The following is an 11,574-nucleotide window of genomic DNA, read 5'->3' on the forward strand; positions in this document are numbered from 1 at the left end:
TCTCATCTAACCTGAACCAATACGAACTCACCGTAAGCGAAGTCCATCACAACCCCTCGGCCAGTGTTCTCTACGAGCACGCCATCCGCTACGAGAAAGATGCCCACATCGCCCAGAACGGCGCGCTCGTAGCCTACTCCGGCACCAAGACCGGACGTTCGCCCAAGGACAAACGCGTCGTCAAACAAAACCCCTCGGAAAATGAGGTCTGGTGGGGCCCGGTTAACATCCCGCTCGATCCACACGCATTCGCCATCAACCGCGAGCGCGCCCGCGACTACCTCAACACCCGCGAACGCCTCTACTGCTTCGACGGCTTTGCCGGCTGGGATCCGAACTACCGAATCAAGGTCCGGGTTATCTGCTCGCGACCCTATCACGCCCTCTTCATCCACACCATGCTCATCCGGCCCACCAAGGAGGAAGTGGAAAACTTCGGCGCGCCCGACTTCGTCATCTACAACGCCGGCACTTTCCCGGCAAACCGCCTCACCGCGGGCATGGGCTCCAAAACCAGCGTCGACCTGAGCCTCGAAGACAAGGAACTCGTCATCCTTGGCACTGAGTACGCCGGTGAGATGAAGAAAGGCGTGTTCACCATGATGAATTACCTCGCCCCCAAACGCGGCGTGCTCTCGATGCACTGCTCCGCAACCGCAGACAAGGAAACGGGTCGTTCCTCGCTTTTGTTCGGCCTTAGCGGGACCGGCAAAACCACCCTCTCGGCCGACCCCAAGCGCCTGCTCATCGGTGATGACGAGCATTGCTGGAGTGACGAAGGCATCTTCAACATCGAAGGGGGCTGCTACGCGAAAGCGATCAATCTCACGCCCGAGACCGAACCCGATATTTTCCAGGCGCTCCGCTTCGGCGCAGTGCTCGAAAACGTGGTGCTGGATGAGGACCGTCTGGTGGACTACCGGGACGTCAGCATCACCGAAAACACCCGCGGGGCGTATCCCATCGAATTCATCGACAATGCGAAGATTCCGTGCGTCGCGGGTCACCCGGCGGACATCATCTTCCTGACCTGCGACGCGTTCGGGGTGCTGCCGCCGGTGAGCTCGCTCTCCCCGGCCCAGGCGATGTACCACTTCGTCAGCGGCTACACGGCGAAGGTCGCCGGTACGGAAGTGGGTGTGAAGGAGCCGTCAGCGACCTTCTCGCCCTGTTTTGGCGGGCCATTCCTGGTCTGGCACCCCAACAAGTATGCGGAACTTCTGGCCGCGAAGATGAAAAAACACGGCACGCGCGTTTGGCTGGTGAACACGGGTTGGAGCGGCGGCGCGTACGGCACCGGCAAGCGGCTCAGGCTCGCGCACACTCGCGCGATTATTGACGCCATCCACGGCGGTGACCTCGCACATGCCAAGACCCAACGCGATCCGGTATTCGGCTTGGCGGTAGTGACCGAATGCCCTAACGTCCCGAGCGAGATTCTTATTCCTCGAAATACTTGGTCGGACAAAGCCGCCTACGAGGCAACGGCGAAGAAGCTCGCCGGTTTATTCAGTGAGCACTTCGCCGCCTACGAAGGGGGGGCCGGTGCTGACGTAAAAGCCGCGGGTCCCGTTGCGTAATTTCGCCAACCGTTACAATCCGTGGCGACTTGGGGTAGCAGCAGCTACCGGCAAGCTTGTCACGGAATCTGTCGATGAGAGGAGACCGAGACGTATGGTGGTAGAATTCGCCTGAATCGCTGTCCGGCAAGGTCGTCCGCGCGGAGGGAGCGGCACGGTTCATCGGGAATGACATGACTATCGGGATGAGCGGCTTTACCCGGGCGGGCGGTTCCTCAGTGCATTTCTGGCCGAAATGAAAGGTTTCAAGGTCGGTCGGTGCGTTTTTTGTCGTCGTTGGTGCAACCGTTGCTGCCGCAGGGCCCACCGTAGGGGCGCGTCAAGCGCTTGCTTTCCTCATAGGGGAGGATCTCGAGAATAACGCCCTCGCGTAAGGCCGCCTGCACGCGGCGCCAAGCCTCGGGCGTGAACAGGTCGCCATGGGAGCTTAACAACTCTTCGCGAAGGTCCGGCCGTAAACCAAGAAAGCGCGGGAATTCCTCGGGGAAGATATCGCCCTCGCGCACGGAAACCCAGGGCTCGGGGCGATCTCCTCTTCATAACTGGTAGGCGGCGGTAACTCCCGAAAGTTACAATCCGTTAGCAAGCAGAGTTCGTCGTAGTCGTAGAAAACGACGCGGCCGTGGCGGGTAACACCAAAATTCTTCAAGAACAGGTCGCCCGGGAAGATGTTAGTCGCGGCAAGATCGCGGATGGTTTGGCCGTAATCGCGAACCGCCGCGCGCGCCGCGGCGTCGCTGGTTTCGGAGAGGTAGAGATTTAGCGGTCGCACCCGGCGCTCCATGTAAACGTGCCGGATGATGACGTGGCCATCCTCAATCGGCACGGAGCTCCCCGCGTTGCGCAGCAGTTCTTGGAGCAGGTCCGGCCGGAAGCGGCCTTGTTCGATTCACAAATGTTCATACCCATAGGCCTCCACCAGCCGTCCGGCGCGGTCATGCTCGAAGACGAAGCGGTACTTACGCATGACCTCCATTCTGGACGAGGTTTTCGGGGGATCGAACCGGTCCTTGATGACTTTGAACACGACGTCATAGGCGTGAAGGGTGAACACCAGCATGACCATGCCCCGTACGCCTTGGGCGGTCTCGAAACGGTCCGCGGAGAGGTGCAGGTGGTATAGGAAATCGCGGTCGAATTCGGTCTTGCCGTGCTTGTGGTAACCGGTTGCGGTGTAAAGCTCGCCCAGGCGCTTGCGGGGCATCAGGGTTTTTAGGAAACGCACCAAGTCGTAAGGTCGCTCGACGTCCACGCGGAAGTATGATCGCGTGAAGCTGAAGAGGATGGCGATATCGTCCTTGCCCGTCAGCACGGCGTCGAGGGTGATCCCGGCTTCCCCGTGCCGCAGGACGAGTCCGAAAGGAAGACAGGATTCGTCGTGCGCGGTAAATGCACAGCCGATCAAGTAAGCGCCCTTGCCGCGGAAAAAGCGGCTTTTCACCGCCTCGATCCGCATTGCCGGACCGCCCAGGGCAGCCTCCAGGCGAGCGGCGGCCGCGGCTGTAGCCCCCGGCAGATCGTCGTATTGTTCGGCGGCAAAACCGGCGTCGGTAAGCATCGCCGCCAACAGGGGAGGAAGGGGGGCATCCTGATAGCAGCATCGTAGGGCGCCAAGCGCGACGGTGGGTGGTGTATCGAAGTCAGTATCGACAAACTCGATCTCTTGGTTAACGCCCACGGTGGCGAAAACGCGCCGTGTCAGAGAATTGAAGAAGGTCTCGGCGATCTCCCACGCTTGGCAGTCGGTAATCCGCGAGGAGTACACTGCCTTGCAGGCGGCCCAGAGTGGCCTCTCCTTGAGCCGGCCCCCCCTAAGTTGGCAGACCTCTACCAACCGTTCAAGGAAGCGACCGTAGAGGCCGAGACGTTCCCTCGCGTCCGCGTAGGTGCCGGTCCAGTCGCAGCCAAGGAATCTCTCTTTTGCTCGCCGGGTAATGGCACGGAACTGCACGTGAAAATTGAGGAAGGCGCGGTACGCAGCCTCTGCGCAGAGTGCCGCCAAGCGGATGTCCGTCAGCGTTTTGGCGGTTCGTGGACCGCCGGAAACGGCCTCATCGATCGGCGCGTGGCGAAATTGGTGGGAGAGAGCAGCCTGAGGCAAGTTATCCATCAGCCTTTCATTAAATGATCAATTTCCATCGCGATCAGGCAGACATCATCGGCAAAGGCTTTTGTCGCGGCGAATTGCTCCACTTCGTCGACCAACCGCTTGCAGAGTTCGTCCGCGCAAAGGCCGGCTCGTTGACTCACGGCCCTCTGCAACCGGGGCTGATCGTAATCTTGCGCATCGGCGCCTTCGACCTCGAGCAACCCGTCGGTGAAGAGCAGCAAGGTGTCGCCAGCGCTCAGTTCGCAGGACCAGCTGTGGTATTCTGCATCCTCAAAGATTCCGAGCACCGGGTCGGGCTTCGATTCACCAAACGGGAGCCGCTCAGCGCTGCGCCGCGCCCGGTGCACGCAGAGCGGGGCCGGATGGCCTGCATTGGCGTAATGCAGTTGGCCTCGGGTGCGGCCGGCCAGCAGGTAGCAGTCCGACACAAACATCGTCAGCCGGCTGTGTTTGAGTAGGTGAGCAAGGCCCCGGTTGAGCGCTTGAAGCAACTTGGCCGGTTCAGTCGCGCGGGCGCGCAACTCCTCCACGAGCGCACGCAGGATGGCCGCCACCAGCGCGGCGCACACGCCATGCCCCGTCACGTCGCAAATGAAGATGCCCGCCATGGAGTCAGAGAGCTGAAAGACGTCGAAAAAGTCACCGCCCACCCCGGAGGAGGAACGAAAGAATTGGTGAAAGCGCAGCGCGCTCGCCCATAGGGAAGCCGAACTGGGGAATCGAGGATAGTGCTGCGGCAGCAGCGCGTGCTGCAGTTCGCGCGCCGTCTCCAGGTCCGCTTCCAACTGGGCATTTTTCTCCCGCAGCGCCTCCGCATAAGGCGGCCAATTGCTCCTCGGCAGCCTTGCGCGCGGTGATGTCGCGCGTGGTGGACACCAAACCAATCAGCTCGCCCGCGTCATCGCGCAGGGGCATCTTTGTGACCGACATCCAGACCCGCTTCCCGGCATAGTCAATATAACGCCCTTGCAGATTTTTGATGGAGATGTAGCCCGGCATGGAATCAAGCACCGCGCAGCATTTTATTTTCCAAGGCAAGCTTCTCGGCCCGGCGCTGGTAGTCGGCTAATTGCGATTCTGCGCCTCGATCACCCGGCGCGAGTTTGTGGTGCTCATCGTTCGTACCGCCCGGCGTGGCGCCTTAGCTCTACCACCCTTCCAAATCGGACGGTAGTAACGGCTTGGTGAAGGAAACACCGTTCATCGAATCAACCTCGAAAAAGGAAGGTCACTGGCCGTCATACCGGCCCTCGAACTCCTGCTGAATCCATTCTTCTTTGTCATAGTATACCAACACCGGACAGGGGGCCCGGTGCAGAATGTGAACGGCGTGGTCCAGGTTAAAGAGCCGCCTGAGGCGGCCCGGGTGATGGCCGGCCGTGATGATTAAGTCGGCGTTGAGGTCACGGGCAAGCTGCGCGATTTGGTCGGCCGGCTCGCCCGTCAAGACCCTCCCTTGACAATGCGGGCAGGTTAGCCGGACGCTTTGCGCCAACTCGGCCACCGCCTCCTGCGCGGCTGCCCGCTGCCGTTCGGGCGCGGTGAACACTTCCGGGGTGACGATCAATGGGTTGACCGGTTCCGGCGGGCAGACGTGCGCCAGGGTGAGCGAGGCCCCGAACGCCTGGGCAAATTGCGCCGCGTAACCGACCGTGGCCGCGGAATGCGATGAAAGGTCAACCGCCACGACGATTGCCCTATCGTAACGGCACAGGGCGGCGCGGGTTTGGCTTCTAGGGCATACATGGGTTCATTTTGGAGGCTTGCTCTGGCGAGCAACTTAGGCCGGCCGAGTGTGGGATGCTCACCACGGCTTGCCGAGATTCAACCTTTTGTTGGCGACGCGATCGCGGCGGATCAACCCGCTTAAGAGGACAGGAGTTACGCACCATGAGGGTGCGTGACCGCGCTGGATAAAGTTAGTGATGGCTTGATCCGCGAAGTGACGCTTCATGCGCTTTTTTTTGGAGTCGTACTGGGCGTAGTGTCTTACGGCGAGGTTCTTATCGACCGTTCGAAACGCGCCACTTCCCGTACCACCTCCGATTCTGGCGCCTTTGATTTAACCGTGATTTGGACCGTAAATTTCATGCCCGCTCCTGCTCTCGGCATTTTACCGTGGGAGAGCTGGCTCGGTGGCGTGCATCGGAGAATCCGGTGCTTGGCCGAGTTCGCTCAGCCGGTGACGTGAGCGTTGGTGGCCGATTGAGGGATGTCGCGCCTGGAGAGCCGTAGGCCCCTTTTGTCCATAACGAGGGTACCGTCCTCAGCCTCCGGTTTTTCCTGGTCTCCTTTCCAGCCACCCCAAGGTTGTTAACAGTCCCCGTTAAGGGGTAGAACGTCTGCGAGCCGGTTTTTTGCCGAAGCCTGTTACGTCGCAACGAGTAAATTTACTAAAAGTATGAATAATATGGATTCCATCGGGTGAGTTCTTTCGGAATTGCACTCCGGAGGAACTTTCCCTACTGATACGAGGGTCGTTCTGAAGGGCCAATCCCCCATGAACTCTCTCCAGTTCCTCAGCAGTATACCCATCCGGCACTTTACTCTGCCGTTCATAATTGCCGCCTCCGCCATTACAACCCTGCACTCCGAGGAAAACTTCCGGCCGAACTCGCTGTGGCCCGATGGCGTGAGGTTAACCCACCCCGAACATTTCGTCACCGCTTCTGTGGTCGACGTGGTGCGCGACGACACCCTCAAACTGCGGGCCGGGCCCGGCACGCGCTTTGCCGTCCTGGTGGGTATCCCGGCCAGCGCAACTGACCTTACCGCGTTCGATCAGGACCAGGTCTGGGATGGTGATGCGTGGTGGTGTCCGGTCGACTGGGAGGGGTACCGAGGTTATGCGGCAAGGGCCCACTTGTCTCAAGAACCGGCTGAGGGCCCCATTCCGGGACAAGACCTGCGTGCCGGTGGCAATCCGCAGGTTCAACAACCGCCAGACGTTCGCCCCTCCCACCCTGAAGGACAGGATGAGACGCAAAGTGCCCAATGGCCCGATGGCACGAAGCTAACCCACCCCGAACATTTCGTTGCCGCTTCTGTGGTCAACGTGGCGCGCGGCGACACCCTCAAACTGCGGGCCGGGCCCGGCACGCGCTTTGTCGCCCTGACGGACATCCCGGCCAGCGCAACTGACCTTACCGCGTTCGATCAGGACCAGGTCTGGGACGGTGACGCGTGGTGGAGTCCGGTCGACTGGGAGGGTTACCGAGGTTATGTGGCAAGCACCCACCTGTCTCAAGAACCGGCTGAGGGCTACCCTCCGGGACAAGACCCGCGCGCTGCCGGCAATCCGCAGGTTGAACAACCGGCAGACATTCGCCCCTCCGACCGCTCCCTCCCGGATCGTGTCACCCTCGGCGCTGCGGGAGGAAATCGTCAAGGTGACCGGCACGACCCTTACCGGTGGAAGGTGAGCATCGTGACGACGATCTTTTGGATCGGCGAACGCCCCTCACGGAATAACCCGGTCACCAACTGCAGGAGCGCTTGGGACAAGTATTGGGTCTACAACTACGGCGGTTACGATAGCCCCGACCCCGCCGTTCGCCGCCATTTCATCCCGGTTCACTTTGTGCCGCGCGAAAACCCCTTCTACGTCGCGCTGCCTTATAACGACGTGGTCGGGCATCACACCAAGCGGGAGGCCGCATGGGTGGTCCCCTGGTTCCGCGAGACGTTTGTGCGGGATGGCCAATCGGTCTTGAAAGACCGCTGGATTGCCATCCGGCACGGGAACCGGGTTTGTTACGCGCAATGGGAGGATTGCGGGCCGTTCCGGACCGACCACTGGCAGTACGTGTTCGGTCAGGAGCGGCCGCGGCCCAACCTGAACCAAGGGGCGGGCCTGGACGTCTCACCGGCGGTGCGCGATTACCTCGGGCTGGCCCCCACCCGGGACATCTGCGACTGGAAGTTTGTCGAGTTTGCTGGCGTGCCCTCGGGTCCCTGGCTGCGCTACGGGCAGAACGGCCGGTTTGCGCTCTCGCGAAGGTAAAGTGGCGGTCGAGAGCGGGAGATTCCGGGGGGTCAGGCCACTTTCTTGGCCTGCTCTTGAGGGCGGAAAGCAGGCTACCAGCGCCGGAAAGTGTTCTCCCACTCCTCATCAGGTACCCGGGTTAGTATCTGCAGCAGCAGGTGTGCTCCGCGCTCGCCGCACCTCGCGATCTTGTGCCAACGCCCATAGTTGACGGTTGAGGACCGGCCGGGCTGGACGCCCGGTAGGCTTCCACCCGATTGACGGCTTCACGCAGTTCGTCGAGATTGCCTCCGCTGCAAAAGAGGGAGAGCATTGGCCAAAAGCGGTGAGGCAGGTTCGCCTTTTCCGAGGTTAGCTGAGGACGAAGGCTAGATGGCAGACGTGATCAATAATATTCAGCGACGGCCGCCAACTTCATCGACGTGCCGCAATAGGTGGGCCGGACCTTCGTAGACCCGTGCGGCGCCAGCGCGCTCGAGTTCCTCCTGCCCGTACCCGCCGGACAACAGCCCGACGCCGAGGGCCAGCGCGCGCCGGGCCGCGAGCATATCCCAGATGGAGTCGCCAACGACGACGGAGTGCTGGATGTCGACGCCCAGACGATCTGCCGCTTCCAGGAACAGGTCGGGATCGGGCTTGCCGTGCTTAACCTGGTCGCGAGTCACGACGGGTACGACGGCAGGATCGACGCCGAGCGCGTCCAAATTCAGCCTGGCGGTCTCCATTCGGCCACTGGTGGCAATCGCCCATGGGATTCCACTCGCGGTCAGGTAATTGAGGAGTTCGCGCGCGCCGGGCAGGGGCCTCACCTCGTGGCGATGGCGCGTGTAAGCCTCGGCGTGCAGCCGGCGGAGCCGGTCCACGCGCTCCGGACTGATTTCAAGACCGGTTTCTCTCAGCAGCATGTTGGTGAACAATCCACCGCTCATGCCGATTCTGCGGTGGATGCGCCAGACCGATAAATGGATTTCCTCGCGATCCAGGGCCTCCCTCCAGGCGAGCACGTGCAGGTAAACGCTGTCTACCAGCGTGCCATCGAGGTCAAAGAGGAAAACCATCTGAATGCGAGGCATGGCGGGTATCAGGCGCGTTTCGGTTTGATATCATGGACACGGCTACCGCCGTGAGCAAGCTTTCTCAGATCAGGCGCCGCATGTAGGGATTCGTTTTCTGTCGTAGGGCAGAAGCGTTCTCATAGGTTCCTTTTCCGGCCCAAGCGAACTGGCTTGGGCTTTTTGATGGCAGGCATCATCTCATGCGTTTTACGGTCGTTGGACTACGACCCAAACGGGTGGTTTTTTTCGATTCGATCGAATGAGTTTGGACGGTTCAATGTGCGCACCGACAAGCGCTCGTCGGGAGTATAGAGCTAACTCATGGCCCGTGATAGGCTTCTAGCACTCTCGCTCCGGTATCTCCTTACTTGCGGCTGGGCGGAGTGGTTGATGTTGTTAAAGAAGGTTATAAATCATGGATAAACAAGAACTTGCTACCATCGCCAACGCCCTGGTTGCCCCCGGCAAAGGCCTCCTGGCGATCGACGAGAGCAACCGCACCTGTAACAAGCGTTTTGAAGAAGTTGGGATCGCCCCGACCGAGGAAAATCGCCGTGCCTACCGGGAGCTGATCCTGACAACCCCCGGTTTGGGGAGCTTTATCAGCGGCGCCATTTTATACGACGAAACGATCCGTCAAAGCACCAAGGACGGAACTTCATTTATCGAGGTGATGACCAACGCAGGCATCATCCCAGGAATCAAAGTCGATACCGGGGCCAAGGATCTGGCGGGCCATCCGGGGGAAAAGGTCACCGAAGGGCTGGATGGGTTGCGGGAACGGCTCGTCGGGTATTACAAACTGGGAGCGCGTTTCGCCAAATGGCGGGCCGTGATCAGGATCGGTGAAGGCATGCCGAGCGAAGGTTGCATCGCGGCGAATGCCCACGCCCTGGCTCGTTACGCGGCTTTGTGCCAGGAGGGCGGCCTGGTTCCGATCGTTGAGCCCGAGGTGCTGATGGACGGTGACCATAGCCTCGAGCGTTGCGCTGAAACGACCGAAAAAGTCCTGCGCACCGTCTTTAACCAGCTTTACGCTCAGCGGGTGGGTTTCGAGCTCATGATTCTGAAGCCCGGCATGGTGATGCCCGGCAAAGAATGCCCCACGCGAGCCGGCGTTGAAGAAGTCGCCGGGGCCACGGTGAGTTGCCTGCTGAGGGCGGTTCCGGCCGCCGTGTGCGGCATCGCGTTCTTGTCGGGTGGACAGGGCTGCGCATTGGCATCCGCACACTTAAACGCGATGCATTCCCTGAAAAGCAAGTTTGGCTCCCGGATTGCCTGGCCATTGACCTTCTCCTACGCTCGCGCGATCCAGCAACCGGCCCTGCACCTTTGGCAGGGAATGAATTCGAAGGTAAAGGTCGCGCAGGCGGCCTTACTTTATCGAGCGAAGTGCAACAGTGCGGCGCGGCAGGGCAAGTACAGTGACAAGATGGAACAGACCGGGCCGGCGCCGGTTGGGCCTGAGAACCCCCACTCGCACCTGAGCAGCCAAGACTAGGGAACGGCCATGCATCCATCCACACCTGCATCAGCAGATTCCGAAGGCCGGAATCGAGCCGTCACAGACGGTTGCACCGGCCCCACGGTAGAAGCCCTCAAACGCGGCTTCACGCATAACCTGTTCTTTGCGCAAGGCAAGTTTCGCGCGATCGCCACGAAGAACGATCTCTACATGGCACTGGCCTATACCGTACGCGATCACCAGTTGCATCGCTGGATCAACACGATTGAAACGTGCCTTAAACGAAAGGAACCCAAGGTCGTCTGTTATTTGTCGGCGGAGTTCCTGCTGGGACCCCGCCTGGGTAACGGCCTGGTCAACCTGGGCATCTCTGATGAAGCGCGCCAGGCCGTAGCGGCACTGGGGCTGGACCTGGACGAATTGATCGAGCAAGAGCCCGAGCCCGGCCTGGGCAACGGGGGCTTGGGCCGGCTGGCCGCCTGCTACCTGGACTCCCTGTCCACGCTGGAGATCCCCGCCGTCGGCTACGGCATCCGCTACGAATTCGGCATCTTTACCCAGGAGATGCGGGACGGCTGGCAGGTGGAACTCGCAGATAAATGGCTGCGCCTGGGCGATCCTTGGGAACTCCCGCGCCCGGAGTCTACCGTCGAGGTGAATTTCGGCGGCCATACGGAAGCTTACACGGACGGTCAAGGGCGGTACCGGGTGCGCTGGGTTCCTGGCCAGGTGGTCAAGGGCATCCCGTACGACCTGGCCATCCTCGGATACCGGGTCAACACCGCCAACACCCTGCGCCTGTGGAAAGCCGAGGCGCCTGAATCCTTCGATTTTCAGGAGTTTAACGTCGGGGATTACTACGGCGCGGTCCACGACAAGGTCGTGTCGGAGAACATCACCAAGGTCCTCTACCCGAACGATGAGCCCGCTCAAGGCAAGCAATTGCGTTTAGAGCAACAATATTTCTTCGTCTCCTGTGCCCTGCAGGACATGATCCGCATGTACCTGCAGGCGGGAGGGAGCCTGGCCCATTTCCACGAAGCCTTTGCCGTGCAACTGAACGATACCCACCCCTCCATCGGGGTGGCCGAGTTGATGCGGTTGCTGGTGGACGAGCATCAAGTGGGCTGGGAGACGGCCTGGGACATCACCCGTAAAACCTTCGCTTACACCAACCACACGCTGCTGCCGGAAGCCCTGGAAAAGTGGCCCATCAAACTGTTTGGCAGCCTGTTGCCCCGGCACCTGGAGATCATTTACGAGATCAACCGCCGTTTCCTGGAAGAGGTGCGCCTGAAGTACCCCAATGACCCGGCGCGGATCGCCCGAATGTCCCTGATCGACGAGGGCGGCGAGCGCTACGTCCGGATGGCCTACCT

The 11,574-nt window shown here is 60.7% G+C and carries 12 protein-coding genes; 5 read left to right on the forward strand and 7 right to left on the reverse strand.

Annotated features, from left to right (window positions below; translation table 11 throughout):
• The first annotated feature begins 11 nt into the window (after nucleotides 1-11).
• A complete protein-coding gene (pckA, locus tag JO015_05385) occupies nucleotides 12-1,580 on the forward strand; it encodes a phosphoenolpyruvate carboxykinase (ATP) (GenBank protein MBV9998530.1) in 1,569 nt (522 codons plus the stop codon).
• A gap of 245 nt (nucleotides 1,581-1,825) precedes the next feature.
• Here pckA and JO015_05390 read toward each other — a convergent pair whose 3' ends face one another.
• From JO015_05390 to JO015_05415, 6 genes are all read right to left on the reverse strand, one after another.
• Complete coding sequence (locus JO015_05390) at nucleotides 1,826-2,086, reverse strand: bifunctional isocitrate dehydrogenase kinase/phosphatase (GenBank protein ID MBV9998531.1); 261 nt, start codon at nucleotides 2,084-2,086, stop codon at nucleotides 1,826-1,828.
• The gene (locus JO015_05395; GenBank protein MBV9998532.1) at nucleotides 2,008-2,469 is read right to left on the reverse strand and encodes a bifunctional isocitrate dehydrogenase kinase/phosphatase; all 462 of its coding nucleotides are present in this window, start codon (nucleotides 2,467-2,469) and stop codon (nucleotides 2,008-2,010) included. The genes JO015_05390 and JO015_05395 overlap by 79 nt, the downstream gene beginning before the upstream one ends.
• Nucleotides 2,470-3,690 carry a bifunctional isocitrate dehydrogenase kinase/phosphatase gene (locus JO015_05400; GenBank protein MBV9998533.1) on the reverse strand — a complete coding sequence of 407 codons (1,221 nt, stop codon included), beginning with the start codon at nucleotides 3,688-3,690 and terminating at the stop codon, nucleotides 2,470-2,472. It abuts the gene before it with no gap.
• Nucleotides 3,690-4,298, reverse strand: coding sequence for a serine/threonine-protein phosphatase (locus JO015_05405; protein MBV9998534.1), 609 nt, complete (start codon nucleotides 4,296-4,298; stop codon nucleotides 3,690-3,692). The genes JO015_05400 and JO015_05405 overlap by 1 nt, the downstream gene beginning before the upstream one ends.
• Nucleotides 4,299-4,329: 31 nt before the next feature.
• The gene (locus JO015_05410) at nucleotides 4,330-4,701 is read right to left on the reverse strand and encodes a PAS domain S-box protein (GenBank protein MBV9998535.1); all 372 of its coding nucleotides are present in this window, start codon (nucleotides 4,699-4,701) and stop codon (nucleotides 4,330-4,332) included.
• A gap of 217 nt (nucleotides 4,702-4,918) precedes the next feature.
• A complete protein-coding gene (locus tag JO015_05415) occupies nucleotides 4,919-5,377 on the reverse strand; it encodes a universal stress protein (GenBank protein ID MBV9998536.1) in 459 nt (152 codons plus the stop codon).
• A 213-nt stretch (nucleotides 5,378-5,590) separates the two neighbouring features.
• Here JO015_05415 and JO015_05420 point away from each other — a divergent pair, with 213 nt between their 5' ends.
• Entirely contained in the window at nucleotides 5,591-5,881 is a 291-nt protein-coding gene (locus JO015_05420; GenBank protein ID MBV9998537.1) for a hypothetical protein, read from the forward strand.
• 309 nt (nucleotides 5,882-6,190) lie between these two features.
• Nucleotides 6,191-7,693 (forward strand): hypothetical protein, encoded by a 1,503-nt coding sequence (locus JO015_05425; GenBank protein MBV9998538.1) that lies wholly within the window; start codon nucleotides 6,191-6,193, stop codon nucleotides 7,691-7,693.
• Nucleotides 7,694-8,070: 377 nt separating this feature from the next.
• On the opposite strand, the gene JO015_05430 is transcribed toward JO015_05425, so the two are convergent.
• On the reverse strand, nucleotides 8,071-8,748 hold the full coding sequence (locus JO015_05430) for an HAD family hydrolase (GenBank protein MBV9998539.1): 678 nt from the start codon (nucleotides 8,746-8,748) through the stop codon (nucleotides 8,071-8,073).
• 397 nt (nucleotides 8,749-9,145) lie between these two features.
• Here JO015_05430 and JO015_05435 point away from each other — a divergent pair, with 397 nt between their 5' ends.
• Nucleotides 9,146-10,231: a fructose-bisphosphate aldolase class I gene (locus JO015_05435; protein ID MBV9998540.1), complete on the forward strand. Its 1,086-nt coding sequence runs from the start codon at nucleotides 9,146-9,148 to the stop codon at nucleotides 10,229-10,231.
• A 9-nt stretch (nucleotides 10,232-10,240) separates the two neighbouring features.
• Nucleotides 10,241-11,574 (forward strand): glycogen/starch/alpha-glucan family phosphorylase (glgP, locus tag JO015_05440; protein ID MBV9998541.1); only part of this gene is annotated, 1,334 nt, incomplete at its 3' end.

The organism is Verrucomicrobiota bacterium (assembly GCA_019247695.1).
In the GTDB taxonomy this organism is placed as follows: domain Bacteria; phylum Verrucomicrobiota; class Verrucomicrobiia; order Chthoniobacterales; family JAFAMB01; genus JAFBAP01.

Coding starts and splice junctions, on each gene's coding strand:
- JO015_05425 (MBV9998538.1), top strand. CDS start 6,191: ATGAACTCTCTCCAGTTCCTCAGCAGTATACCCATCCGGCACTTTACT.
- JO015_05430 (MBV9998539.1), bottom strand. CDS start 8,748: ATGCCTCGCATTCAGATGGTTTTCCTCTTTGACCTCGATGGCACGCTG.
- JO015_05400 (MBV9998533.1), bottom strand. CDS start 3,690: ATGGATAACTTGCCTCAGGCTGCTCTCTCCCACCAATTTCGCCACGCG.
- JO015_05405 (MBV9998534.1), bottom strand. CDS start 4,298: ATGGCGGGCATCTTCATTTGCGACGTGACGGGGCATGGCGTGTGCGCC.
- JO015_05435 (MBV9998540.1), top strand. CDS start 9,146: ATGGATAAACAAGAACTTGCTACCATCGCCAACGCCCTGGTTGCCCCC.